The 23,671-nt window shown below is 62.8% G+C and carries 26 protein-coding genes and 1 pseudogene; 17 read left to right on the top strand and 10 right to left on the bottom strand.

All coding sequences use genetic code 11. The features are described 5' to 3' along the window. Nucleotides 1-28: 28 nt before the first annotated feature. Complete coding sequence (locus tag NY023_RS13355; protein WP_023663275.1) at nt 29-1,021, bottom strand: bile acid:sodium symporter family protein; 993 nt, start codon at nt 1,019-1,021, stop codon at nt 29-31. Between the two features lie 119 nt (nt 1,022-1,140). Here NY023_RS13355 and ampC point away from each other — a divergent pair, with 119 nt between their 5' ends. Beyond that, complete coding sequence (gene ampC / locus NY023_RS13350) at nt 1,141-2,283, top strand: class C beta-lactamase (protein WP_013972475.1); 1,143 nt, start codon at nt 1,141-1,143, stop codon at nt 2,281-2,283. Between the two features lie 301 nt (nt 2,284-2,584). After that, nucleotides 2,585-2,917: a hypothetical protein gene (locus NY023_RS13345; RefSeq protein ID WP_013972474.1), complete on the top strand. Its 333-nt coding sequence runs from the start codon at nt 2,585-2,587 to the stop codon at nt 2,915-2,917. Between the two features lie 46 nt (nt 2,918-2,963). Here NY023_RS13345 and NY023_RS13340 read toward each other — a convergent pair whose 3' ends face one another. The 6 genes from NY023_RS13340 to NY023_RS13315 form a co-directional block, all read right to left on the bottom strand. After that, the gene (locus NY023_RS13340) at nt 2,964-3,275 is read right to left on the bottom strand and encodes a hypothetical protein (protein ID WP_023663278.1); all 312 of its coding nucleotides are present in this window, start codon (nt 3,273-3,275) and stop codon (nt 2,964-2,966) included. Between the two features lie 140 nt (nt 3,276-3,415). Next, nucleotides 3,416-3,604 carry a hypothetical protein gene (locus tag NY023_RS13335; protein WP_003253897.1) on the bottom strand — a complete coding sequence of 63 codons (189 nt, stop codon included), beginning with the start codon at nt 3,602-3,604 and terminating at the stop codon, nt 3,416-3,418. A gap of 138 nt (nt 3,605-3,742) precedes the next feature. After that, entirely contained in the window at nt 3,743-4,063 is a 321-nt protein-coding gene (locus NY023_RS13330; protein WP_003258990.1) for a YbjQ family protein, read from the bottom strand. Between the two features lie 79 nt (nt 4,064-4,142). After that, entirely contained in the window at nt 4,143-5,027 is an 885-nt protein-coding gene (locus NY023_RS13325; protein WP_023663280.1) for an EamA family transporter, read from the bottom strand. 146 nt (nt 5,028-5,173) lie between these two features. Then, the gene (locus NY023_RS13320; RefSeq protein ID WP_038410432.1) at nt 5,174-5,929 is read right to left on the bottom strand and encodes a class II aldolase/adducin family protein; all 756 of its coding nucleotides are present in this window, start codon (nt 5,927-5,929) and stop codon (nt 5,174-5,176) included. 23 nt (nt 5,930-5,952) lie between these two features. Further along, nucleotides 5,953-6,996 (bottom strand): ABC transporter substrate-binding protein, encoded by a 1,044-nt coding sequence (locus NY023_RS13315; protein WP_013972470.1) that lies wholly within the window; start codon nt 6,994-6,996, stop codon nt 5,953-5,955. 176 nt (nt 6,997-7,172) lie between these two features. Here NY023_RS13315 and NY023_RS13310 point away from each other — a divergent pair, with 176 nt between their 5' ends. The 3 genes from NY023_RS13310 (at nt 7,173) to NY023_RS13300 (ending at nt 11,036) form a co-directional block, all read left to right on the top strand. Then, the gene (locus tag NY023_RS13310) at nt 7,173-9,125 is read left to right on the top strand and encodes an FAD-dependent oxidoreductase (protein ID WP_013972469.1); all 1,953 of its coding nucleotides are present in this window, start codon (nt 7,173-7,175) and stop codon (nt 9,123-9,125) included. A 39-nt stretch (nt 9,126-9,164) separates the two neighbouring features. Next, nucleotides 9,165-9,764, top strand: a complete 600-nt coding sequence (locus NY023_RS13305) for a helix-turn-helix domain-containing protein (RefSeq protein ID WP_013972468.1) — start codon at nt 9,165-9,167, stop codon at nt 9,762-9,764. A 69-nt stretch (nt 9,765-9,833) separates the two neighbouring features. Continuing rightward, a complete protein-coding gene (locus NY023_RS13300) occupies nt 9,834-11,036 on the top strand; it encodes an NAD(P)/FAD-dependent oxidoreductase (RefSeq protein WP_013972467.1) in 1,203 nt (400 codons plus the stop codon). Between the two features lie 165 nt (nt 11,037-11,201). On the opposite strand, the gene NY023_RS13295 is transcribed toward NY023_RS13300, so the two are convergent. Next, nucleotides 11,202-11,813, bottom strand: coding sequence for an FMN-dependent NADH-azoreductase (locus NY023_RS13295; protein WP_003258995.1), 612 nt, complete (start codon nt 11,811-11,813; stop codon nt 11,202-11,204). Nucleotides 11,814-11,946: 133 nt separating this feature from the next. On the opposite strand from NY023_RS13295, the gene NY023_RS13290 reads away from it, so the two are divergent. Beyond that, the gene (locus tag NY023_RS13290) at nt 11,947-12,849 is read left to right on the top strand and encodes a LysR substrate-binding domain-containing protein (protein WP_013972466.1); all 903 of its coding nucleotides are present in this window, start codon (nt 11,947-11,949) and stop codon (nt 12,847-12,849) included. Continuing rightward, a complete protein-coding gene (locus tag NY023_RS13285) occupies nt 12,842-13,201 on the top strand; it encodes an MmcQ/YjbR family DNA-binding protein (RefSeq protein WP_044047029.1) in 360 nt (119 codons plus the stop codon). The genes NY023_RS13290 and NY023_RS13285 overlap by 8 nt, the downstream gene beginning before the upstream one ends. Before the next feature lie 121 nt (nt 13,202-13,322). On the opposite strand, the gene NY023_RS13280 is transcribed toward NY023_RS13285, so the two are convergent. Together NY023_RS13280 and NY023_RS13275 are read right to left on the bottom strand one after the other, a co-directional pair. Continuing rightward, nucleotides 13,323-13,736, bottom strand: coding sequence for a DUF1294 domain-containing protein (locus tag NY023_RS13280; RefSeq protein WP_044047028.1), 414 nt, complete (start codon nt 13,734-13,736; stop codon nt 13,323-13,325). Further along, the gene (locus tag NY023_RS13275) at nt 13,729-14,559 is read right to left on the bottom strand and encodes an undecaprenyl-diphosphate phosphatase (RefSeq protein ID WP_003258998.1); all 831 of its coding nucleotides are present in this window, start codon (nt 14,557-14,559) and stop codon (nt 13,729-13,731) included. The genes NY023_RS13280 and NY023_RS13275 overlap by 8 nt, the downstream gene beginning before the upstream one ends. A 299-nt stretch (nt 14,560-14,858) precedes the next feature. Between NY023_RS13275 and mcpP the strand changes: the two are divergent. The 10 genes and pseudogenes from mcpP to NY023_RS13230 all read left to right on the top strand — a co-directional run. After that, nucleotides 14,859-15,572, top strand: a pseudogene (gene mcpP / locus NY023_RS27740) (methyl-accepting chemotaxis protein McpP); the annotation flags it as partial. A gap of 186 nt (nt 15,573-15,758) precedes the next feature. Continuing rightward, entirely contained in the window at nt 15,759-16,493 is a 735-nt protein-coding gene (locus NY023_RS27735) for a methyl-accepting chemotaxis protein (RefSeq protein ID WP_404940922.1), read from the top strand. 295 nt (nt 16,494-16,788) lie between these two features. Further along, complete coding sequence (pnuC, locus tag NY023_RS13265; protein ID WP_013972462.1) at nt 16,789-17,355, top strand: nicotinamide riboside transporter PnuC; 567 nt, start codon at nt 16,789-16,791, stop codon at nt 17,353-17,355. After that, entirely contained in the window at nt 17,352-17,921 is a 570-nt protein-coding gene (locus tag NY023_RS13260) for an AAA family ATPase (protein ID WP_013972461.1), read from the top strand. The genes pnuC and NY023_RS13260 overlap by 4 nt, the downstream gene beginning before the upstream one ends. Nucleotides 17,922-18,219: 298 nt before the next feature. Next, nucleotides 18,220-18,654 (top strand): hypothetical protein, encoded by a 435-nt coding sequence (locus NY023_RS13255; RefSeq protein ID WP_013972460.1) that lies wholly within the window; start codon nt 18,220-18,222, stop codon nt 18,652-18,654. Nucleotide 18,655: 1 nt separating this feature from the next. Further along, the gene (locus NY023_RS13250; RefSeq protein WP_013972459.1) at nt 18,656-19,234 is read left to right on the top strand and encodes a hypothetical protein; all 579 of its coding nucleotides are present in this window, start codon (nt 18,656-18,658) and stop codon (nt 19,232-19,234) included. A gap of 48 nt (nt 19,235-19,282) precedes the next feature. Continuing rightward, the gene (locus NY023_RS13245) at nt 19,283-20,734 is read left to right on the top strand and encodes a hypothetical protein (protein WP_024087028.1); all 1,452 of its coding nucleotides are present in this window, start codon (nt 19,283-19,285) and stop codon (nt 20,732-20,734) included. A 62-nt stretch (nt 20,735-20,796) separates the two neighbouring features. Then, on the top strand, nt 20,797-21,477 hold the full coding sequence (locus NY023_RS13240; protein WP_013972457.1) for a C39 family peptidase: 681 nt from the start codon (nt 20,797-20,799) through the stop codon (nt 21,475-21,477). Nucleotides 21,478-21,523: 46 nt separating this feature from the next. Continuing rightward, entirely contained in the window at nt 21,524-22,276 is a 753-nt protein-coding gene (locus NY023_RS13235; protein ID WP_013972456.1) for a hypothetical protein, read from the top strand. Nucleotides 22,277-22,322: 46 nt separating this feature from the next. Next, nucleotides 22,323-23,603: a transporter gene (locus NY023_RS13230; RefSeq protein ID WP_039612958.1), complete on the top strand. Its 1,281-nt coding sequence runs from the start codon at nt 22,323-22,325 to the stop codon at nt 23,601-23,603. Nucleotides 23,604-23,671: the final 68 nt, after the last annotated feature.

Below are 23,671 nucleotides of genomic sequence, written 5' to 3'. Positions count from 1 at the left end.
GCGACCGCATCAGTGGCCAAACCAGGTGTCAGGACGCCGCCGAAGCTTCTTCAGCCACCTGCTCACGGCTGGCATAACGCTGCGCCAGCACCGCACAGACCATCAGCTGAATCTGGTGGAACAGCATCAGCGGCAGGATCATCGCGCCAATGCCACTGCCGACGAACAGCACCTGCGCCATTGGCACCCCGGTGGCCAGGCTCTTCTTCGAACCGGCGAACAGGATGGTAATGCGGTCCTCCAGGTCAAAGCCCGCCAGCTTGCCGAGCAGCCGGGTACCGTACAACACCACCGCCAACAAGATTCCGCACACGGCAAACAACCCGGCCAGGTGCTGCGGCGATACCGTGTGCCACAGCCCGGTGACCACCGCCTCGCTGAACGCGGTGTAGACCACCAGCAGGATCGAACCCTGGTCCACCACCTTGAGCCAGCGCGCATTGCGCTTGACCCAGGCACCGATCCAGCGCCGGGCGACCTGCCCGGCCACGAACGGCACCAGCAGCTGCAGGGTGATCTTCAGCACCGCATCCAGACCAGAACCAGTATCACCGCTGGCCCCCAGCAACATCATTACCAGCAACGGCGTGAGGAAGATACCCAGCAGGCTGGATGCCGCCGCACTGCAAATGGCCGCCGGCACGTTACCACGCGCCAGCGAAGTGAAGGCGATGGCCGACTGCACGGTAGCCGGCAAGGCACACAGGTAGAGCACGCCCAGGTAAAGTTCGTTGCCCACCAGCGGCACGAACAGTGGCTTGAACGCCAGGCCCAGCAGCGGGAACAGCACGAAGGTGCAGGAGAACACCAGCAAGTGCAGGCGCCAGTGCCCCGCTCCGGCGATGATCGCCTCGCGCGACAGCTTGGCGCCGTGCAGGAAGAACAGCAGGCCGATGGCCAGGTTGGTCAGCCAACCAAAATACACCGCGCCGTCGCCCGAGCAAGGCAGCACGGTGGCAATCAGCACCACCCCGAGCAAGGCCAGGGTGAAATTGTCGAATAACATGCGCAAATACTTCATCACAGTTTCCGTCTTGTCATTGTGCAAGGGCAGACGATAAGGTCTTCGGTTTTTCGCCGCTAACGCCGGAACCCCCACCGGTGTCGCTCAACGGACACGCTCCAGCACAGGACCCGCTCATGCCCCTCTCCCGCCTGGCTGCACTTGCAGCCGCCATCACTCTCACCCTGGGCTACAGTGCCGCCCAGGCCGACGACCAGTTGCAGGCCAAGGTCGACCAGATCATCCGCCCGCTCATGCAGGAGCAAGGCATCACCGGTATGGCCGTGGCCATCTATGCTCGCAACCACGCGCACTACTTCAGCTATGGCGTGGCCAGCAAGGCCGACAATGTGCCGGTCAGCCGCGACACGCTGTTCGAGATCGGTTCGCTGAGCAAGACCTACACCGCCACCCTGGCCGCATTGGCCAGTGCCGAAGGCAAGCTGGACCTCGATGCCCCGGCCAAGCGCTATCACCCGGCCCTTGCCGGGGCCCCCATCGGCGACGCAAGCGTGCTGGAGCTGGGCGCCTATAGTGCCGACTGCCTACCGTTGCAGTTCCCGGATGCGGTGCAGACGCCGCAGCAGGTGGTCGATTTCTTCCGTCACTGGCAGCCCCGCGCCAAACCCGGCACCCAGCGCTGCTACTCGAACCCCAGCCTGGGCTTGTTCGGTGACCTGGCCGCCCGCGCGCAGCATCAGCCGTTTTCCACGCTGATGAGCGAGGGCCTGCTGAAACAGATGGGCCTGCGAAACACCTATCTGCAGGTCCCGGCCAGCGCCCAGGGGTTGTATGCCCAAGGTTACGACAGTGCCGACAAGCCGGTGCGTGTCGGCCCCGGCCCTTACGCCGACGAAGCCTACGGCATCAAGACCAGCGCCAGCGACCTGCTGCGCTATGTGCGCCTGCACATGCAGCCGGAGGGGCTGCCACCGGCGCTGGCACAAGCCACCGCCATCACTCAGCGGGGCTACTTCCAGGTCGGCGCCATGACCCAGGGCCTGGGCTGGGAGCGTTACCCCTACCCGGTCACGCTGGCCACACTGGTCGATGGCAACGGCCCGCAGCTTATCCGTGAACCGCAGGCAACCACACGCCTGCAACCAGCCCTGCCGCCGCTGCCGGCAGCCTGGTACAACAAGACCGGCTCGACCAATGGATTCGGCGCCTACGCCGCGTTCGTGCCCGCCGAACAACTGGCCGTGGTGTTGCTGGCCAACCGAAACTACCCGAACGAAGCCCGGGTGCGCGCAGCCTTCGACATTCTCTCCGGGCTGTAGTGCGGGCAGCGATTGTCGAACAAAACGACACAATGTAGTGAGGAAAAATATTCACTACAAAATGGTTGACGCCGTTCATCGCCCTTGGGCATGATGAAGCCGTCTCCCTGATCGGGAGCGGTGGCAAGGGTGTTCCAGACGGCCTGCGCGGTAACGCAGGCCGTCCGTGGAGAGGGAAACTGTCCAAAAGGCAGCGTGAGAAAGCCCCTGTTGCGATGCTGCTGTAGCAGCCTTGGTAGTGCGCTACACCGTAGTAGCGCCAACTGTGAAAAATCACCTACGAATGGGTAATGGGGGCTTTATGATGAACTTGAACAACAATCCGACTATCGACCAATTGGCCCAGCTGTTCGCCGTACGCAAGGACAGCCTTGACGACCATCTGCTGTGGGTAAGCCAGACCGGTGAAGTGCGCCTCGACCGCCTGCCACCGAACACCGTCGAAGATGAATTCGAAGAGCACCTGCCCAGCATGCGTGCCCGCTTCAAGGTCTACCGCCGTGGCCAAGGCTACGTCGGCAAGAAGGCCGCCGCCGACACCGAGTTCGTCGGCCGCGTTCTGCAGACCCTGCAACAAGAATGGCCCGCTGCCCGTGAGCAGCAGTCAGTCAAGGTGATCGAACCGCTCAACTGAGGGTTCCCACCTTTACCAGAGCCCGGCCCGCACAGGCCGGGCTTTTTCATGCCTGGCGCCGCTGGCTGCGGGGTTCCGGCAGCGGCAAGGCGCCGGTTGCCATCGCCCGGGCGCGGTCTACACCCCATACCAGGGCGCGGGTCATGGTCTCCCCTGGGCGTGCGGGGTAATACTCCTCCAGCAACGCTCGCCCATCACCGGCGTACAACCCCAAAAACAGTTGGGTCGCCCCCAGGCGCGACAGGCGCACCTGCACGTCGAGCGTGGTGCCGTCACTGAGTGCTTCGTCGTGGCAGCGGCTGTGCAGCTGTGCGTCGGCCCATTGCCAATAGGTCTCTTCCCTGACTCGCATGAGCATTCAATCCTCCGTTGCTGGAATGCCGCGCAAGAAAACCACAGCCTTGGCCATCCTGCGAGCGCAACCCGGCAATGCCATGAGGCGGATCAAGAAATGGCAATAAAAACCCCGCCATTCGGCGGGGTTGTGCTGGAGCGGGATCACTTCTTGAGCGGAACCCGCGGCATGAAGCGGCCTTTTTTGCTGCGCTGCAGATGTGCAGGCTGGAGCTGTTCGGAATCATCCAGTGTCATGTGGGCGAAGCCCAGGCGAAATGCCGCTTGGCCGCAACGCACCTGGCTGTTGATCGGGAACGCGTCGTTCAGGTCTTCGAAAAAGGATTCGCTCATGCCCTGTCTCCCTCCAGTGGCGGACGCGTCGGCAACCAGAACAGTTGCTCTACCAAACGCGACCTGTGAAAGTGAGACTAGCTGGTCATTTGCGGACCGCCCAGACCGAAGCCTTGGACCCGACCAGCGGCAGACGCTCTACTTCAGGCGCACCGCTGTACCAGTAGCAAATACAACGACCATGCCGCCCTGTACCGACGGCATGCTGATCTCGAAATCCACTCCCACTACCGCATCGGCTTGCAACTGGCGTGCCCGCGCCTTCAGTTCTTCGGTGGCCTGCTCGCGGGCTTCGCGCAGTGCGCTTTCCAGGGTTTGCGAACGCCCGCCGAAGAAGTCGCGAAAACGTGCAAAGAAATCGCGCACGAAATTGATGCCCTGCACCGATTCGGAGCTGACCACACCCAGGTATTCGGCAATCGGGCGGCCTTCGAGCTGGCTGGTGGTGGAAATGATCATGGGGTGCGCTCCATTGGCCTGGCAAAAGAGGCCGATTTTAACAGAGCACCCTGTTTGCAACGCGCATTTGTGGGAGCGGCTACGCGCTGACAGCCCTTAAACGGCGCCCAAGCCTTGCGCCAAACACGTTCACCAGCAACCCGGCCATCACCAGCAATGCGCCCCAGCCCTGGGTCGCGGTCAGACGCTCGCCCAGCAACAACGCCGACGAACTCAGGCCTATCACAGGCACCAGCAGCGAGAACGGCGCCACCTTGCCGGCCGGGTGGCGCGACAGCAACTTGCTCCACAGGCTGTAGCCGAGCATGGTGGCGACAAACGCCAGGTAAGCCAGGGCCAATACCGAACTCCAGCTGATATTGGCAATGGCGTGGCCGATGCGCTCCGGCCCCTCCAGCCACCAGGACAACGCAAGGAACGGCAGTGGCGGGATCAGCCCGCCCCAGATAACCAGCGCCACCAGGTCAACCGAGCCAAAGCGCCGGGTGATGATGTTGCCCATGCCCCACATGGCGCCGGCACACAGGGTCAGTACCAGCGCCAACATCGGTACATGGCCGCCGTCTTCGCTGCCGATAAGCGCCAGGCCGCTGGCGGCCACCAGCAGCCCCAGTACGCTGGCCAGGCGCAGCCGCTCGCCGAGGAACAACGCGGCGAAGCCGAGGGTGAAGAACGCCTGCGATTGCAGGATCAGCGAGGCCAGCCCTGGCGGCATGCCGCTGTACATGGCCTGGAACAGGAAAGCGAACTGGCCCAACGAAATGGTCGCGCCGTAGGCGATCAGCCAGCGCCAGGGCAACTTCGGCCGCTTGACCAGCAAGATCGCCGGGAACGCCACCAACAAGAAGCGCAATGCCCCCAGCAACATCGGCGGCAAGCCATCGAGGCCAACCTTGATGACCACGAAGTTGACTCCCCAGGCGACAATCACCACCAGGGCGATGAGCAGATCCTTGAGTGGCATTGCGACATCCTTCTTCAAGCTTTCTAGACATATTTCGTTACAGCATAAGGCTATTCCTTTGACAGGGACCAGCACAGTTGCGGCCCAGAGGTGCGCAACAGTGACTGTTATCGTGCAAGGGTTGCCGAGGTGATTGGTGGAGCGCGTCAGCTCCGGTATCCAGGTGCAACCTTTTCCAGCATCCGCAACAATGCCGCCCATGCCAGCTGCAACGCATCCGGATCCGCCAGCTCGCCCTGCTTCAACCCCCGTCCCGGATCATTGAACTGCCGCTCGGTATGCCGACACACTTCGGCCGGCGGCAAAATCACCTGCCCCGCACTCTGCGCCGCCAACTGGATCTCGCAGGCCTTTTCCAGGTAGTACATGCGCAGGAATGCTTCGGCCACGCTGCGCCCGGTAGTCAGCAGGCCATGGTTGCGCAGAATCATCACTGGCTTGTCGCCCAAGTCGGCTACCAGCCTTCGCTGCTCATCCATGTCCAGCGCAATCCCTTCATAGGCGTGGTATGCCACCTTGCCATAAAACTCCATGGACATCTGGTTGAGCGGTAGCAGCCCACATTCCAGCGCCGCCACCGCACAACCTGCCCGGGTGTGGGTGTGCAACACACAATGGGCATCCTCGCGGGCAGCATGGATGGCGCTGTGGATGACGAAACCGGCCGGGTTGACCGGGTGCGGCGCCGCTTCAACCGGCCGGCCCTGCAGGTCGATCTTCACCAGGCTGGAGGCCGTGATCTCATCGAACAGCAAGCCGTACGGATTGATCAGGAAGTGGTGCTCCGGCCCCGGCAGGCGCAGGGAAATATGGGTGAATATCAGGTCGCTCATGCGGAAATGGGCGATCAGCCGATAGCAGGCGGCCAGCTCCTGGCGCAGGCTTTGTTCCGTTGTGGTCATCATCGTTATACCTTTGCAGTACGCTATTTGCTGGCCCACGCATTGAAGCGCTGTTCCAGCTCTTCGCCATGGTCGACCCAGAATTCCACATTCATCGCCAACGCCCCCTGCAGGTTCTGCGGCGAAGTAGGCACCCAGCTGGCCAGGGACGAGTCTAGCTTCGCCGCCGCCTGGGTGTTGGTCGGCCCATAGGGAATCTGCTGCACATAACGCACCTGGGTGTCCGGCTGGTTGGCGTAGGCAATCAGCCGCTTGGCCTGGTCGACATGCCGCGAGCCTTTGATGATCGCCCAGTAATCCATGCCATAAAGGCTGCCAGGCCAGACCACCGCCAGCGGGCTGCCCTGCTGGGCCGCCACGGCGATGCGCCCGCTATAGGTCGAGGTCATCACCACATCTCCCGCCGCCAGCCACTGGGCAGGTTGGGCGCCGGCGTCCCACCACTGGATATACGGCTTGAGCTCGCTGAGCTTGGCAAAGGCACGCTCGACCCCTGCCGGGGTGGCCAGAACCTGGTACACATCCTCGACCTTCACCCCATCTGCCATCAGGGCGAACTCCAGGTTGTACACCGCACGCTTGCGCAGGCCGCGCTTGCCCGGGTACTTGTTCACGTCCCAGAAGTCGGCCCACGATGCAGGCGCCTGCGCCAGCTTGCTGCGGTCATAGGCAATGGCCACGCTCCATACCAGCGCGGCCGAGCCGCAGGCCTGTGCGGCATCGGCAATCAGTTCATCCGCATGGCCCATGCGCTGCCAGTCCAGCTGCTCGTAGATGCCCTCGTCGCAGCCACGCATCAGGTCAGGCCCTTCGATCTGCACCACATCCCAGTCGACATTGCCGGTGTCGGCCATTACCTGGATCCGTGCCATCTCGCCGTTGTACTCGCTCTGGATCAGCTTGCTGCCATCCTGGGCACTGAACGGTTTGAAGATCGCCTCGTCCTGAGCTTTCTGGCCGGCACCACCATAGCCGACCACCACCATCTGCGGTGCCGCTTGCGCACTGCCCAGGCCCATGGCCAGCAACGCTGCGCAAAGGCTGCTTACACGTGGGAATACCTGCATCGTAGTTGCCTCCTGCCGGTGCCCGAGGGGCCCGTTTTCTTGTTGTTGTGAGGTCACGCCCTCGCCACGAGGGTGAGAAAAACCTAGTCGCCGATCAGTAAAAAAACAAGTTGATTTTTTACTGGCGCTACACTTTTATAAAAAAACAAGAACAACATCGCACCGGAGCCGCCTGTATGCAGACCGCCTTCCCTCATCTGTTCGAAGCCTTGCAGATCCGCGGCAAACGCTTGAAGAACCGCATCATGTCCACCGGACACGACACCTGCCTGCCTACCGACAACCTGGTCAACGACAAGCTCATCGCCTACCAGCGCGCCCGCGCCGCCGGTGGCGTCGGCCTGATCGTGCTGCAGGTGGCCGGGGTGCATGACAGTGCTCGCTACACCTCGCATGTGCTGATGGCCACCGACGATGCCTGCATCGACGGCTACCGCCAGCTTGCCGAGGCCTGCCATGAGCATGGCACCGTGGTGCTGTCGCAACTGTTCCACCCCGGGCGGGAGATCATGGAGTCGGCGGACGGCTTGCTGGCGGTGGCCTACTCGGCGTCCGCGGTACCCAATGAACGCTTCCGGGTGATGCCGCGCGCGCTGGACCAGGCGATGATCGACGAGATCGTCCAGGGCTATGCCAGCGCTGCCCGCCGCCTGCACCAGGCCGGGCTGGATGGCGTTGAAGTGGTGGCCAGCCATGGCTACCTGCCTGCGCAGTTCCTCAACCCGCGGGTAAACCAGCGCTCGGATGGCTACAACGGTGAGCTGGAGCAGCGCCTGCGGTTCCTGCGCGAAGTGCTGGCCGCCGTCCGCGCGGCTACCGACGAGCAGTTCATCATCGGCCTGCGCATCAGTGCCGACGAGCGCGACAGCCAGGGGCTGAGCGAGGACGAATCGCTGGCCGCAGCGGTTGCCTTGCAAGGCCAGCTCGACTACCTGCACATCGTTGCCGGCACGTCGGCGTCCCTCGGCGGCGCCGTGCATATCGTGCCGCCGATGGCCATTCAACCGGCCTACCTGGCCCGTGAGGCCGGCACCTTCAAACAACACCTGGGCATCCCGCTGTTCGTCACCGGGCGTATCAACCAGCCCCAGGAAGCCGAACTGATCCTGGCCCGTGGCCAGGCCGACGTCTGCGGCATGACCCGCGCGCTTATATGCGACCCGCAGATGCCCAACAAGACCGAGCATGGCCAGGTCGAGGACGTACGTGCCTGTATCGCCTGCAACCAGGCCTGCATCGGCCATTTCCACCGCGGCCTGCCCATTTCCTGCATCCAGCGACCGGAGACTGGCCGCGAGTTGCAGTACGAGCAACTGCCACCCACCACCCGCCCCAAGCGCATCCTCGTGGCCGGTGGCGGGCCCGCAGGCATGAAAGCCGCCGCCGTGGCCGCTGCGCGCGGGCATCAGGTCACGCTGTACGAGGCTGGCCCGCAGCTCGGTGGCCAGGTGCTGCTGGCCCAGTTGCTGCCACGGCGCAGCGAGTTCGGTGGCGCCAGCACCAACTTGCAACGGGAAATGGCCCTGGCGGGCGTGGAAGTGGTGCGCAACACCCGGGTCGACCGCGCACTGGTCGAACGGGAACGCCCCGACCTGGTGATCGCCGCCACCGGTGCCACCCCCTACTGGCCGGCCTTCGAGCGCACCGGTGATCTACAGGTGGTGGATGCCTGGCAAATACTGCGCAGTGAAGCAAAACCGGGCCGCTCGGTACTGGTGATCGACTGGCGCTGCGACTGGATCGGCCCCGGCATCGCCGAACGCCTGGTACGCGACGGCCACCAAGTGCAGCTGGCGGTCAATGGCACCCATTGCGGCGAAAGCCTGCCGCTGTACGTGCGCGACCAACTGGCCGGCGAGCTGCATCGCCTGGGTATTCCCATCACACCGTATGCCCGCCTGTATGGCTGCGACGACAACACGGTGTACCTGCAGCACACCGCCAGCGGCGAGCCGATGATCTTCGAAGGAATCGACACCCTGGTACTGTGCCAGGGCCATCAACCGGAAGACCGCCTGGCAACGGAGCTGGCCGGCCTGGTCGAGGTGCGCCGCATTGGCGACTGCCTGGCGCCGCGTACCGCCGAAGAAGCGATTCACGATGGCCTGACGGTTGCCTGGGCGCTCTGAGGCTGTACATACTGCGGCTTTTACGATGGACCGACATGCATGAGCCAACTCCCCCAGCCCCCCGCCAGCGAAGCCGGGGGCGCCGCGCCGCAGTTTCTCGGCAGCCGCATTCGCGGCCTGCGCAAGCGCCGTGGCATGACCCTGGCGGAGCTGGCCGCGCACAGTGAGCTGACCGCCGGCTACATCAGCCAGCTGGAGCGCAACCTCTCCTATCCATCGATTCCGGCGCTGTTCAACATCGCCCGCAGCCTGGGGGTGACCATCCAGTGGTTCTTCGCCAGCGAAGCCATCACTGCGCCCGAAGACCAGGGCTATGTGGTACGACGCAACAGCCGCCTGAGCGTGCATTACGAAGACGGTATCGTCGATCAACTGCTCACGCCCCAGCCCAACCGTCAGCTGGAAATCCTGCATTCGCGCTTCCCTCCGGGCAGCTACAGCCAACAGAGCTACAGCCACGACGGTGAAGAGGCCGGCTACATACTCAACGGCAGCTTCGAGCTGTGGGTGGGCGAGCGGCATTTCCAGCTGGGTGAAGGGGACAGTTTCAGCTTCTCGAGCCAGGAACCGCACCGCTACGGCAACCCCGGTGAAGTCGATGCCGTGGTGATCTGGGTGATCACGCCGCCAACATTCTGAAGCATGCTCGCTCCCCAATATCCAGCAACAGGGTCTACCTTGTTAACCGAACTTTAGAGGAGCACAACCATGAAGCAGATCCTGATCATAGGCGCGGGCTTTGCCGGCCTGTGGAGCGCGCTCAGCGCCGCCCGCCAGCTTGACCTCCATGGCCGCAAGGATGTCGAGGTCACCTTGCTTGCACCCCAGGCCGAGCTGCATGTGCGCCCGCGCTTCTACGAACCCGACGTACATACCATGGCCGCGCCGTTGCAGGAGCTGTTCGATGCCGCCAACGTCCGCTTCGTGCAGGGCACGGCCTTTCATATAGATGAAGCGGCCCGCCGTGTGGGCTATCGCACCCGCAGCGGAACCCAATGCACCCTGCCCTACGACCGCCTGATCATGGCCTGCGGCAGCGTGCTCAACCGGCCCGACATGGTCGGCATCGAGCATGTGTTCGATGTCGACAAGCTCGACAGCGCCGCGCGCCTGGAAACCCACCTGAAGTCACTGGCCAACCTGCCCGACACACCGGCGCGCAATACCGTGGTGGTGGCCGGTGGAGGTTTTACCGGCATCGAGACCGCCACCGAACTGCCGGCCCGCCTGCGCGAAATCCTCGGCGAGGACGCGGCATTGCGCGTGGTGGTGGTCGACCGTGGCGCGAGGATTGGCGTGGCCCTGGGTGACGGCATACGCCCCGCCATCGAGCAGGCCTCAGAGGCCCTGGGCGTGGAGTGGATCTGTGGCGCCACGGTAGCCTCGGTCGATTCTGCCGGCGTGGTGCTGGACAACGGCCAGCGCATCGACGCCAGCACGGTGATCTGGACCGTGGGCTTCAAGGCCAACCCGCTCACCGAACAGATCAGTGGCGAGCGCGACCGCCAGGGCCGCTTGCATGTCGATGGCAATCTCAAGGTGAAAGGCAATGATGCCGTGTACGCGGCGGGTGATGTGGCCTACGCCGCCTGCGACGAGGCTGGCAATCATGCGGTGATGTCCTGCCAGCATGCGATTCCGCTGGGGCGTCATGCGGGCAACAATGCGGCGGCCGAGCTGATTGGCGTGGCACCGAAGACCTACAGCCAGCCCAAGTACGTGACCTGCCTGGACCTTGGGGCCTGGGGGGCGGTGTATACCGAAGGGTGGGAACGCACGGTGTCGCCACCGGAGGACAAGGCCGAAGCCAAGGTGTTGAAGGCGCAGATCAATACAGTGTGGATCTATCCGCCGGCGGCCGAACGTGCTGCGGCGCTAGCAGCGGCTGACCCGGCTATTCCAGTGGCCTGAGGTTGATTGTGGGAGCGGCCTTGTGTCGCGAAAGGGCCGCGTAGCGGCCCCAGGATGTCAGCGTTTACACCGAGATCTCTGGGGCCGCTTTGCGGCCCTTTCGCGACACAAGGCCGCTCCCACAGAGTTCGCGCAAGCCTTTGAAGCTTGCGCAAGACAGCAGGATCAGGCAGCAGCAAACAGCTCGTTGGCAATCTGCGCCTGGGCAGCATCGATCGCCTGGCTGCGGTGCTCAGGGCCATAAGCCAGGCCATGGGCGCGGACGATTTCCAGGTCGGTGATGCCGATGAAGCCCAGGAATACCTTGAGGAAGTCCTCATGCCCGGCGCCAGTCGGCTGGCCAGCGTGCAGGCCACCGGCGGTGGACACCAGCACTACCTTCTTGTTGCCGCACAGGCCTTCCGGGCCGGCTTCGGTGTAGCGGAAAGTCTTGCCGGCGACGGCAACGCGGTCGATCCAGGCCTTGAGCTGGGTCGGCACGGTGAAGTTGTACATCGGCGCACCAATCACCACGGCATCGGCAGCCAGGAACTCTTCCAGGGTTTCCGCGCTCAGCTTGGCTTCGAAGGCCTGGGCTGCGTCGCGCATGTCTTCCGGGGTGCCAGCCGCTACCAGGGTAGCCGCGGAGAAGTGGGCGATGGCGTCAGCGGCCAGGTCGCGGTACACCACTTCCACGCTCGGGTCGGCGGCTTTCCAGGCTTCGACCACTTCACGGCTCAATTGGCGGGAGGCGGAATTGTCGCCCAGGATGCTCGAATCGATGTGCAACAGTTTCATGGGATTCTCCTGTGAATGAAGACCGCGACATTGGGCGATCACGATGGGGAGAATCCTACCGACATCAACAATGGCTGATAAGGCAGCAAAAATGCGTTAGTTTGTCCTGCTGGTGGAACAGTGAGACATTCCCATGCAAGACCTCAACGACCTTTTCTACTTCGCCCGAGTAGTCGAAGCCGGCGGTTTCGCCGCAGCCGGCCGCCAGCTGGGCATCCCCAAATCGCGCCTTTCGCGGCGTATCGCCGAGCTAGAAGAACGCCTGGGCACGCGCCTGCTGCAACGCACTACACGGCAACTGAAGCTCACCGCAGTGGGCGAGCGCTACCTGCACCACTGCCAGGCCATGCTGCTGGAAGCCGAAGCCGCCGACGAAGCCGTGGCCAGCATGAGCAGCGAACCGCGCGGGCGCTTGCGGGTGTCGTGCCCGGTGGCATTGGCCCACGCCTTTCTGCCGGATGTGATCAGCCGCTTTCTCGCGCAGTACCCGCTGGTGCAACTGGACATGGTGCTGCTCAACCGCCGGGTCGACCTGATTTCCGAAGGAATCGATGTGGCCCTGCGCGTACGCGACCTGGGCGATGAAGACCCGGCCCTGGTCACCCGCCGCCTGCGCCAGGCGCAGATGCAACTGGTTGCAGCGCCCGGTTTCGCCGACCACATCCGCGAACCGGGCCAACTGGCATCATTGCCGGTGCTGGGCGCTGCCGAGGCGGACCGGCTGGTACACTTCCGCCTGTTCGGCCCCCACGGCAAACAGCAGGAAATCGCCCTGGAACCGCGCCTTGCCATTGATGATTTCGTAGTACGTAATGCTGCTGTACGGGCAGGCCTCGGGTTTACCGCGCTGCCCAGCATGTTCTGTGAAGAAGAACTGGCGCGCGGCGAACTGGTGCGCCTGCTGCCGGACTGGTCGCTGCCGGGTGGCTACCTGCAGGCGGTGTACCCGCACCGGCGCGGCTTGCTGCCTGCGGTACGGGTATGGATCGACCACCTGGCGGCGTCGTTCGAGGCCTGTGGAGAAAAGTATGTCTGAGCGAAACATGAGCGAAGCCCAGGTGGCAGCGTTCTGCCTGAGCCTGCCGGGTGCACGGGAAGACTACAAATGGGGCGGCATCCGGGTGTTCTCCGTGGCAGGCAACAAGATGTTCGCGGTGCTCGACCTGGCGGGTGCGGGGTTATCGTTCAAAGTGGCCGACGAACTGTTTCTTGGCTACTGCGACCGCCCGGGGGTGCGGCCTGCGCCGTATCTGGCACGGGCGCGGTGGATCAGCATGGCATCACCCTACCCGCTGGGGCGTGATGAACTGTGTGATCTGTTGCAACGCTCGCACCAGCTGGTGGTGCGGCGGTTGCCAAAGCGGTTGCAGGTGGGATTGCTATTGTGAATTCCCTGTGCAGGCCCTTTCGCGGGTAAACCCGCTCCCACAGGGTTCTCCACTGGTCTGAAGTCTTGTGCTGTACCTGTAGGAGCGGGTTTACCCGCGAAAGGGCCGGCACAATCACATATCAACTGAAGGGCAGATACCGCCCGCCAAGAAACAGCCAGTCCGCCCAGAACACCTGGTGCACCAGCACAATCCCCCAGAACACCAGCTGGTACGACACCTTGCGGGTCTTGTGTCGATACATCTGCTGCGCCAGCAGTGCACCAGGCCAGCCGCCCAGCAGCTCACTGGCATGCAGCACCTTCTCGGGCGTACGCCAGGCCTGGGTACGCGCCTGCTGTTTATCCTGCCAATACAGCAGCAGGCTGATCAGGCTCATTGCCGGGTACAACGCCAGCGGCCACCAGGCTTGGTCGACCCAGGCCATGCGCGCCGCGCCCAGGGCGGGCAGCAGGCACAGCAGGCCCAACAGCAGCAGCTTCAGGCGCACATTACGTACGCCCTCTACCCTTTGCCCCCGTGCCACCTCAGCCATGGGCCGTCGCCCAGTCGACCCAGCCGAACTGCCAGGTCGCCAGAATCAGCAGGCCAAAGGCAATGCGATACCAGGCGAACGCCGCGTAGCTGTGGTTGGCAATGAACTTGAGCAGGCCACGCACGGCAATCATGGCAAAGATGAACGAGGTCACGAAGCCGATGGCAAATACCGGCAGGTCGCCGGGCTGGAACAGGTCGCGGTACTTGTAGCCCGAATACACCGCCGCACCGACCATGGTCGGCATCGCCAGGAAGAACGAGAACTCGGTCGCCGCCTTGCGCGACAGGCCGAACAGCAGGCCACCGATAATCGTCGAACCGGAGCGTGAAGTGCCCGGGATCATCGCCAGGCACTGGATGAAGCCGATCTTCAGCGCGTGGCTCCAGCGCATGTCGTCCACGTGGTCCACCTCCACACGGTGCTCGCGGCGCTCGGCCCAGAGCATGATCACCCCGCCCACCACCAACGCAGCCGCCACGGTGATCGGGTTGAACAGGTATTCGTGGATCAGGTCGGCGAACAGCACGCCCAGCACCACTGCCGGCAGGAACGCCAGCAACAGGTTACCGGTGAAACGCCGCGCCGTGGGCTGGCTGGTCAGGCCGAAGACCACGTCGAAGATCTTGCCGCGAAACTCCCACACCACCGCCAGGATCGCCGCCAGCTGAATGATGATGTTGAAAGCCATGGCCCGTTCGCCACCAAACCCGATCAGGTCGGCGACGATGATCTGGTGACCGGTACTGGAGATTGGCAGAAACTCCGTCAGCCCTTCGACCACGCCTAAGATGATTGCCTGGAAGGCAGTCCAAAAATCCATCGTTCCCCCGATAGAGCACTGCTCGTTGCAGGCCCCTTGTTCTTGATTTGCTTGAAATTGCCGCGCGCGGCCCGGCTGTTTTACAGCGACTGTTGGGCGTAATGCCAGTAGAAAAGTTCACGCCGCCTAAAGGTTTCATCTTGCGCGGCCGAAATCCTAGCAGAGCGCCTTCGCAATCACCTTGTACAAACTGCTGCAGACTATTGAATGGATAGCACTTAGCCATTAGTCGTGTGGGGGCCTCGCGCAAAGCATGCTTGGATGCGCCTGAATAAAAAGAACAATGCGGGAGCTGTGGTATGAAAACCCTGAGATCGATGTCTATCAGCCGCCGTCTGTGGCTGATCCTTTTGGTGGCGGTGGCCATGCTGGTGGTATTGGGCCTGCTGATGCTGCGCCAGATCCACGGTGACCTGTACCAGGCCAAAGCGGAGAAAACCCGCCACGTGGTGCAGACCGCAGCCGGTGTGCTGGCCTATTACCAAGGGCTGGAGGCAGCCGGCACGCTCAGCCGTGAAGCGGCCCAGCAACAGGCGCTGCAAGTGGTGCGGGCGCTGCGCTACGACCACGATGACTACTTCTGGATCAACGACCTGGGGCCGAAGATGATCATGCATCCGGCCAACCCCAAGCTCGACGGCCAGGACCTGTCGGCCATCCGCGACCCCGACGGCTTTGCCGTGTTCAACGAGATGGTCGCCCTGGCTCGGCAGCAGGACGCCGGGCCGGTCAACTACCGCTGGCCCAAGCCCGGTGCCAGCGAGCCGGTGGCCAAGACGTCCTACATCCAGCTGTTCAAGCCCTGGGGCTGGATCATCGGCTCAGGCGTGTACGTCGATGACGTGCAGGCCGAATTCACCCGCCAGTTGCGCGACGCCTCGCTGGTGGGCGTGGCCATCGCCCTGCTGATGGCGCTGGTGGTCATGCTGATTGCGCGCAGCATCGCCCGCCCGTTGCAGGAAGCAGTGCAGGCCATGGGCAACATCGCCAGTGGAGAAAGCGACCTGACTCGACGCCTGGATACTCACGGCCGTGACGAAATCACCCACCTGGGCGAGCACTTCAACCGCTTCAATGGCAAGCTGCAAGGCGTGGTCGGCCAGTTACAAGGCGCGGCCCATGCCCTGGCCCGGTCCGCCGGGCATGTCGGCGACAACGCCGGTGCCGCGCAGCAGCACAGCGCCCAACAGTCGCTGCAGATGGACCAGGTGGCCACTGCGGTCAACGAAGTGACTTACGCCGTGCAAGACGTGGCCAAGACCGCCGAGCAGGCCGCTGGTGAAATGCGTACCGCGCAACAGCAAGTGGCACACGGCCAGGAGGCCATTCACGGCAGCCTGGCGCAGATCGACCGGCTGTCGCTGACCATCGACCAGGCCGTGCAGGTGATCCGTGAACTGGCCGGGCACAGCACGCGCATCGGTGGTGTACTGGATGTGATCCGCTCCATCGCCGAACAGACCAACCTGCTGGCGTTGAATGCGGCCATCGAGGCGGCGCGGGCCGGAGAGCAGGGCCGTGGCTTTGCCGTGGTCGCCGACGAGGTGCGCCTGTTGGCCCAGCGCACGGCGCAGTCGACTGCCGAGATCCATACCATGATCGAGCACCTGCAAAGCCAGTCGGACGCTGCGGTCAAAGCCATCGACACCAGCAGCGAGGCCTCGCGCCAGACGGTCGAGCAGGCCCGCGAGGCCGGTGCCAGCCTGGATGCCATCAACCAATCACTGAACAACCTCACGGCGTTGAATGCCTCCATCGCCAGCGCCACCTTGCAGCAGTCGCACGTGGTAGAAGAGATCAACCGCAACGTGCTGGATACTGCCGGGTTGTCTCAGCAGACCGCCGATGCGGCGCGGCAGTCCAGCGATGCCGGGATGGCGCTGGGGCAGCTGAGCGAAGAGCTGGAGCAGTTGTTGCGGCAGTTCCGCGTATAAGGCCAAGCCCCAGTGGGAGATGGCCAAGCCCTTTGGGCTGCGCTGTCGCCTAGATAACTGAAATTGCAAGCAATCCGCGTACCCTGTGGGAGCGGCTTTAGCCGCGAAGAACCCAGCGCAGTGCTTGGCACCGGCTGCGCCGGTGTTCGCGGCTAAAGCCGCTCCCACAGGATCCCTGCTGACTCAAAGTTATGTGCAGTCCTATGGGAGTGGCCCCAAAGGCCCCAACGCCCTACACCTTCTTTGGCCGACCAGCTACAATCGCGCCCCTCCTCGTAGTCTCCAAGGATCGCCGATGTCCGGCCTTGAACTCATCGCCGCCGTCCTCGGCGTCACCGCTGTCTGGCTCACGGTCAAGCAGAACGCCTGGTGCTGGCCCATTGGTCTGGTCATGGTGCTGATCTATGGCTGGCTGTTCTACGAGGTGAAGCTGTACTCCGGCATGTTGCTGCAACTGGCCTATGCCATCCTGCAGGTCTACGGCTGGTGGCAATGGAAGCGCCCGGGCCATGCTGAAGACGCCCGCCAGGTCACCCGCCTGCAGCGCCCGGCATTGCTCGTCGGTTTGGCCGGCGGGGTGCTGTTGAGCGCCACCTTGGGCGCGGCGATGGCAACCTGGACCGACGCCGCCCTGCCCTGGCTGGACGCCACCCTGACCGGCTTCAGCCTGGTGGCACAACTGTGGATGGCGCAGAAGCGCCTGCAGTGCTGGCCGCTGTGGGTAGTGGTAGATATCGTCTACGTGGGCCAGTACCTGCACCAGCAGTTGTACTTCACCGCCGGTTTCTTCGCCGTGCTCACACTGATTGCCGTGCGCGGCTGGCTGGAATGGCGCCGTGACCCGGCGTTGGTGCAGCCATGAGCGCGGCACAATCCATGAAAGTACTGGTGCTGTGCGGCCCGGAATCCAGCGGCAAGAGCTGGCTGAGCGGTGTGATCCAGGCGCATTTCGGCGGCGTGGTGGTGGCCGAATACGTGCGCCACTTCATCGATCAGGAACGCCGCGACACCTGCTATGCCGATATCCCTGCCATCGCTCGTGGTCAGCTGGCCTGGGAAGACCAGGCCCGTGAGCAGGCACCGTCGCTACTGATTCTCGACACTCACCTGCTCAGCAACATGCTCTGGAGCCACGCCCTGTTCGGCGACTGCCCGGCCTGGCTGGAACAGTCGTTGCTGGCGCGGCATTACCACCTGCACCTGCTGCTGAGCCCGCAAGGCGTGGATTGGGTTGCCGATGGCCAGCGCAGCCAGCCCGAACTGCGCGACCGCCAGCGCTTTTTCGACGACAGCCTGCACTGGCTGCAACGGCATGAGCAAGCGTACAAAATAATTGAGGGCAATTGGCCACAACGCCAGTTGCTGGCACTGCAAACAGTCGCTAAGCTCATTGATAGCAATACGCCATCCTGCCCCACCGAGTGTTAACCCACTGACACACCCTTGTGGGGCGAAGCCCCTGAAAACATGAGGTCTTGCGGGGCGTCGAAAGTAATGTCAAGGCGCTGAAACACTCTTGCAAAAACCCTTCCAATCAAGGCCAGCACTGACTTTGCCTGCACCACTCGCGGCTGCCTGTTTCAGCCCTGAGACAGAATATGCCGCAGCTTGTCATGGTGCCTACCTTAACCTTTTGATCTGAAACCGCTTCTCGAAAGCGGCACACCTTCTGCTCCGTCGTTCACATCGCTGAACAGGGCCAGCGCTCATTGAAGGAGTTGCCGTCGTGAGGAAAACTGACAAACGCCTTTATCACCTGCTGCTGATGGGCTATGTGCTGGGTTCGTTGAGCCTGACGGCCCAGGCCGACAACGGCATCATCGTGATAACCCGTGATGTGCAGACACGCAACGCTATGGTCCCGCCGTTAAGACCCGACCCCAACCCCACCACCGTCAATGCCAATCCTTCCGCTCACATCCTCAAGCAAACCAACGAACTGAGTGATGGCGACTTCGCCAACATCAGCAGCGGTGCGGGCATCAGCACCCTGATTACCCAGCAGACCAACAACCTGGGCGGCAACCTCAATAACCAATCCCAACTGCCCAACCTGGCCGGTGGCCGCGGTACAGGCTCGGGAAATGGCATCTCGAACATGGTCAACTCGAGTGTGCAGCGCGGCCTGGCGCCGCTGCAGATCCTGACCGGAGGCAAGTGAGATGAAGCACACGCTGCTGATCCTGGTCACGCTGTGCAGTACATCGGCCTTCGCGCAATCCCCGGTCCCCGTGATCAACAACGCCGACATCGACAGCTCGGGCAGCCGTTACCAGGGCAACCTGTCGGTCAACCAGGCAGCCGGCGACCTACAGCAACAGGCCAACGCGCGCGCCTTCGCCGCAGGGCCCGAGGCTGGCGCCACCACGCAGATCCGCCAACGGCTGAACGCCCCCGCAACTTCCGCGATGGACGCGCGCTCGACCATACAGGGCGACGCCTTCAGCAACGGTAGCGGCGCCCTGGGGGTCAACCAGAGCGCCGGCGCCAACACCCAGCAAGCGAACGCACTGAGCATCAGTCTCGGTGCCCAGCCGCAAAGCATCGACGACAGCGTCCTCATGCAACAGAACGTGGCGCTGCTCAACAACTCCGGTCCGATTGACACTTCAACTGGCAATCGCCAGGTCACCACCAGTGACCAGGCCTTCACCGGTAGCCGTGGAGTGATTCAGTTGAACCAGAGTGCCGGGGTGGGAAACCGAATGGCCAACACCTTGAGCATCCGGGTCGCGGATTGACCCATCCAGTTAAGAACAACACTTAACCTAAAAGTACGGAGAATCACCATGAAACCCTCGATGGCAATCAAGCCTCTGGTTTTCGCAATTGCTGCGGTCATGGCTGTTGCTGTACAAGCTGATCAGAACGACCGGCGTGGCGGGCACCACAATGGTCACCACAATAACGGGCATCACACCCCTCCTCCCACCCGGATCCCTGTTTATGCCACAGCCAACGCCATGGACAGCCAACGCAGCACGGGTAACACCATCACCAACCAAGGCACCATCAACGAAGCCGAAATGAGCAGCTCGGCCACAGGTGCAAGCGGCAACGTGGGTGTCAACGTGGCAGCCGGTAACGGCAACCAGCAGGACAATGCTGCGGCTATTGCCAATGCATCGTCCGAGTCCAGCCTGGACAACAGCTTCGTGTTCGGCACCGCCGAAGCCACCGCTGACGTTCGCCAGTTCAGCAACAACAACCGTGTCGACAACTGGTCCACCCAGAACTCGGCAGTCATGGCCGGCTCGGCCGATGGTGCGGAGGGTAACGTCGGCATCAACATCGCTGGCGGCGACCTGAACCAGCAGAAGAACACCATGGCCATCGCCAACACCGGTGCCCCGCTGGGCAATGCCACTGCCACCGCCTCTGCCGACCAGAACGGCCCAGGCCTGACGGTGAACAACGGCGCCGACCGCACCTACCGGGTGGATACGCTGACCATCACCACCACCAAGAGCGGTTCCAGCTCGCGTGAGGGCACGTTCAATTCGACCGACGACCGCAGCTCGTCATCGAGCTTCAGCGTGGCCGGCTCGCGAAGTGCCAGCTCCAGTGGCTCCAGTGGCTGGAACTCCAGCGGTTCGAGCAGCATGAACGCCAGTGGTTCGCACAGTTCCACTGCCAGCGGCTCCAACAGCTGGAACGCCAGTGGTTCGATGGCCGGCAACGCCAGTTCGTCCAGCAGTGCCAGCCTGAGCGCCTCCTTGGCCGCGGCAGCCGATGCGACCCGCACCACGACCACCGATTACGGCCGTCACGAGCGCACTCGCACCGACAGCTTCGATGCCTCGCTCAATGCATCGCTCAATGTGGATGTCGACCACTCGCGGGAAAGCTCTTACGACAAGTCGTTCGAGAAGGCATTCGACTCGTCGTATGACAAGGCTCGCCAATCGAGCTACGAGAAGTCTCGCGACTCCTCGTATGAGAAGGCTCACGAGTCGTCCTATGCCAATGCATCGGAATCGGCGTTTGAAAAGTCTGGCGAGAAATCGTCTCAATCGTCGAACGACGTGTCGAAGAGCTACAGCGAAAGCAGTGCCTACGACTTGAGCAATACCGTGTCCTTCCAAGTGCTGACCCCTACCGGATGGGCAAACCCTGTTACCAACACTGCAACCCTTAGTGGTTCGGTGAATGGCGGCAGTGGCAACCTGGGCGTGAACGTGGCAGCCGGTGTGGGCAACCAGCAGAGCAACTCGCTGGCCATCTCCAACACCTCGTTCTGATCGCTGTGCTTGAGGCCCCCTTCGGGGGGCCTTTCTTCAACAGAACCGGAAGGCATCCGATCATGCGCATCATTGCCCTGGCGTTTTTGCTGTGCCTGGCCAGCATGAGCGAAGCTGCACAAATGCCGCTGTCCGTCCTGCCGGGCGGCGCTGTGGTGTTCAAGCCCATCCAGAGCATACGCGAGCGCAAGTTCGCCGACCTGGTGCAACAGAAAACCGACTTCAGCTGCGGCGCCGCCGCGCTGGCCACCATCCTGCGCCAGGCCTACTGGCTGGATGTGGACGAGCAACAGATCATCGAAGGCATGCTGGCCCACGCCGACCAGGACCTGGTGCGCACGCAAGGCTTCTCGATGCTCGACATGAAACGCTACGTGGAAAGCCTGGGGATGCGTGCCCGCGGCTACCGGGTGGCACCCGAGACCCTGCACAGCGTGCGCATCCCGGTCGTGGTGCTGATGGACGTGCGCGGCTACAAGCACTTCGTGGTCATGCAGAAGGTCGACAAGGGTTGGGTGTATATCGGTGACCCGGTACTGGGCCACAAGCGCTACAAGGTCGAAGATTTTCTCAAGGGCTGGAACGGCATCATCTTCGCCGTCATCGGCCAAGGCTACGACAAGAACAACATCCTGCTCGACCCGCCCCTGCCGCTGACCGCCAAGGGCCGGGTGAACAACTTCACCCCGGTGCAGGATGCAGAGCTGCTGGACTTCGGTTTCATCAAAAGCGACTTCTTCTAACGACTCTTGCAACGACAAGGAGCACGAGGCTCCGGGGAGCACCCCAATGAAGAACCCATTCTGGCTCGCGATCGCATGCCTGGCTGTCAGCCTTCCCACCCATGCCGAAACGTTCAAGCCCATCGAGCTGAAGGACCATGAGTTGGCGACCCTGCGTGGCCGCTACGTGATGCCGGGGCGGATCGTGAGTTTCGGCATTGTCATGTCCAGCACCTGGCAGAATGCCAAAGGGGACGTGATCGGTGCCACGAGCACGATGCAGATTCAGCAGTCGACCATCAAACCGCAATTCTATGTGTCGTTGATCGACGAAAGCGGCACTGGCACAGCGTCAGCTGGATCCACCGCACCAGGTACCGGCACCGTCACGGGCGGTGCCGGCCTCAACACCACAGAGGGTGTTACCCAGGTGGTACGCGCCGCTGGCGACAACAACACCGCCTACAACGATGTCGCCATCAATGTCTCCAAGGCCAACCAGGCGCCCACCGCGCAGCCACAGGGCCAGGCACTGGCCAACGGCCAGACGCTGACGGGCGAAAACGGCGCAGGTGCGCTGAGTGTGTCTGCCAGCGGCGTAGGGGTGCGGTTCAATATCAATGCCAGCAACAACCAGGGCAGCAGCGTACAGCGCCTGGCGCAGGGTGGCCTGATGCAGAACTCGACGCTGCTGGGCAATGGCAACCGGGTGAACAACGTCACCACGCTCAATGTGGTGATGCGTGAAAGCGTGCCTACAGCCGCGTCGCTGAACGGTAGCCTCGATCAGCTCAAAGGTCTTCGCACATTCGGATACTGATCTACGCTGAGTCTCATCAAAAGTAGTCGGCAGGGACGGCAATTCCATGCACCGATCTTTATCGCTCAAAGCTTTTGTGTGTTTGACCACTTTGGCCCCGGCCACATTGCTCTACGCCGCCTCCGACCCACAGGTTGAGGCTCTCAAGCAGGAACTGATGGAACTGAAACGTCGCTACGAAGCCCAGCAGCAAGCGCTGATGGTGCTGGAGCAGCGCGTACGCCAGGTCGAGGAAACCCCGGCAGCACCACCGCCCAAACGCTTGGTCAGGTCCCCGGCCGAAGGGGTCAAGGGCGCACAGACGGTGGCATCGGGTGCACCGGGCACCACCGGCAGCTCCTATGGTCAGGCGCTGACCGCCGACGCCGAACCGGCACAGAGCGTGTCCAACCTGTATGACGAGGCCAGCGGCTTCTTCGGCGGCGGCAAGTTCAGCTTCGAGACCGGTGTCACCTATACCCACTACGATACTCGGGCGCTGGTGCTCAACGGCTTCCTGGCACTGGACTCGATCTTCCTCGGCAGTATCAACCTTGACCGGGTGAAGGCAGATAACTGGACCCTGGACATGACTGCCCGCTACAACCTCGCCCAGCGTTGGCAGTTCGACATCAACGTCCCGGTGGTGTACCGCGAATCCACCTATTCTTCCGGCGGTGCGGGGGGAGCCGGAGCGACCACCTCGGACGAAACCGTAACCCGCGACCCGGAAATTGGCGACGTCAACGTCGGCGTCGCCTACAAGTTCCTCGACGAAGACGAGACCTGGCCTGACGCCGTCGCTACCTTGCGTATAAAGGCACCGACCGGCAAAGACCCGTATGGCATCAAACTGCGCCAGGTCGAGGGCAACGACAACCTGTCGGTACCGGAAAGCCTGCCGACCGGCAACGGCGTCTGGTCTATCACGCCGGGCATCTCGCTGGTCAAGACGTTCGACCCGGCCGTGCTGTTCGGCAGCCTGTCGTACACCTACAACATGGAAGACTCGTTCAGCGACATCAGCCCACAGGTCAACAGCAAGGTGCCCGGCGACGTGAAGCTGGGCGACTCCTGGCAGATCGGCGGCGGTATCGCCTTTGCCCTGAACGAGAAGATGAGCATGTCGTTCTCGGTGTCCGACCAGTTCGCCCGCAAGAGCAAGATAAAGCCGGATGGCGGTGACTGGCAGTCGATTTCCAACAGCGACTACAACGCAGCCAACTTCAACATCGGCATGACCTTCGCCGCCACCGACAACCTGACCATCGTGCCCAACCTGTCCATTGGTCTGACCGATGACGCGCCCGACTTTTCCTTCAGCCTGAAATTCCCCTACTACTTCTGATACTTGCCCTCGGCCGGGCCCGCGCGAAGGGGCCCGGCTTTGGTTACCAGTCTTGTCCCGGACCGCCT

Source organism: Pseudomonas sp. NBB (genome assembly GCF_032701105.1).
Classification (GTDB): Bacteria; Pseudomonadota; Gammaproteobacteria; order Pseudomonadales; family Pseudomonadaceae; genus Aquipseudomonas; species Aquipseudomonas asiatica.
This window is presented reverse-complemented; position numbering and strand designations above follow the sequence as displayed.

Excerpts from the sequence above, each read along its gene's own strand:
- NY023_RS13355 (WP_023663275.1), bottom strand. The coding sequence starts at position 1,021 with ATGAAGTATTTGCGCATGTTATTCGACAATTTCACCCTGGCCTTGCTC.
- ampC (WP_013972475.1), top strand. The coding sequence starts at position 1,141 with ATGCCCCTCTCCCGCCTGGCTGCACTTGCAGCCGCCATCACTCTCACC.
- NY023_RS13345 (WP_013972474.1), top strand. The coding sequence starts at position 2,585 with ATGATGAACTTGAACAACAATCCGACTATCGACCAATTGGCCCAGCTG.
- NY023_RS13340 (WP_023663278.1), bottom strand. The coding sequence starts at position 3,275 with ATGCTCATGCGAGTCAGGGAAGAGACCTATTGGCAATGGGCCGACGCA.
- NY023_RS13335 (WP_003253897.1), bottom strand. The coding sequence starts at position 3,604 with ATGAGCGAATCCTTTTTCGAAGACCTGAACGACGCGTTCCCGATCAAC.
- NY023_RS13330 (WP_003258990.1), bottom strand. The coding sequence starts at position 4,063 with ATGATCATTTCCACCACCAGCCAGCTCGAAGGCCGCCCGATTGCCGAA.
- NY023_RS13325 (WP_023663280.1), bottom strand. The coding sequence starts at position 5,027 with ATGCCACTCAAGGATCTGCTCATCGCCCTGGTGGTGATTGTCGCCTGG.
- NY023_RS13320 (WP_038410432.1), bottom strand. The coding sequence starts at position 5,929 with ATGACCACAACGGAACAAAGCCTGCGCCAGGAGCTGGCCGCCTGCTAT.
- NY023_RS13315 (WP_013972470.1), bottom strand. The coding sequence starts at position 6,996 with ATGCAGGTATTCCCACGTGTAAGCAGCCTTTGCGCAGCGTTGCTGGCC.
- NY023_RS13310 (WP_013972469.1), top strand. The coding sequence starts at position 7,173 with ATGCAGACCGCCTTCCCTCATCTGTTCGAAGCCTTGCAGATCCGCGGC.
- NY023_RS13305 (WP_013972468.1), top strand. The coding sequence starts at position 9,165 with ATGAGCCAACTCCCCCAGCCCCCCGCCAGCGAAGCCGGGGGCGCCGCG.
- NY023_RS13300 (WP_013972467.1), top strand. The coding sequence starts at position 9,834 with ATGAAGCAGATCCTGATCATAGGCGCGGGCTTTGCCGGCCTGTGGAGC.
- NY023_RS13295 (WP_003258995.1), bottom strand. The coding sequence starts at position 11,813 with ATGAAACTGTTGCACATCGATTCGAGCATCCTGGGCGACAATTCCGCC.
- NY023_RS13290 (WP_013972466.1), top strand. The coding sequence starts at position 11,947 with ATGCAAGACCTCAACGACCTTTTCTACTTCGCCCGAGTAGTCGAAGCC.
- NY023_RS13285 (WP_044047029.1), top strand. The coding sequence starts at position 12,842 with ATGTCTGAGCGAAACATGAGCGAAGCCCAGGTGGCAGCGTTCTGCCTG.
- NY023_RS13280 (WP_044047028.1), bottom strand. The coding sequence starts at position 13,736 with ATGGCTGAGGTGGCACGGGGGCAAAGGGTAGAGGGCGTACGTAATGTG.
- NY023_RS13275 (WP_003258998.1), bottom strand. The coding sequence starts at position 14,559 with ATGGATTTTTGGACTGCCTTCCAGGCAATCATCTTAGGCGTGGTCGAA.
- NY023_RS27735 (WP_404940922.1), top strand. The coding sequence starts at position 15,759 with ATGGACCAGGTGGCCACTGCGGTCAACGAAGTGACTTACGCCGTGCAA.
- pnuC (WP_013972462.1), top strand. The coding sequence starts at position 16,789 with ATGTCCGGCCTTGAACTCATCGCCGCCGTCCTCGGCGTCACCGCTGTC.
- NY023_RS13260 (WP_013972461.1), top strand. The coding sequence starts at position 17,352 with ATGAGCGCGGCACAATCCATGAAAGTACTGGTGCTGTGCGGCCCGGAA.
- NY023_RS13250 (WP_013972459.1), top strand. The coding sequence starts at position 18,656 with ATGAAGCACACGCTGCTGATCCTGGTCACGCTGTGCAGTACATCGGCC.
- NY023_RS13245 (WP_024087028.1), top strand. The coding sequence starts at position 19,283 with ATGAAACCCTCGATGGCAATCAAGCCTCTGGTTTTCGCAATTGCTGCG.
- NY023_RS13240 (WP_013972457.1), top strand. The coding sequence starts at position 20,797 with ATGCGCATCATTGCCCTGGCGTTTTTGCTGTGCCTGGCCAGCATGAGC.
- NY023_RS13235 (WP_013972456.1), top strand. The coding sequence starts at position 21,524 with ATGAAGAACCCATTCTGGCTCGCGATCGCATGCCTGGCTGTCAGCCTT.
- NY023_RS13230 (WP_039612958.1), top strand. The coding sequence starts at position 22,323 with ATGCACCGATCTTTATCGCTCAAAGCTTTTGTGTGTTTGACCACTTTG.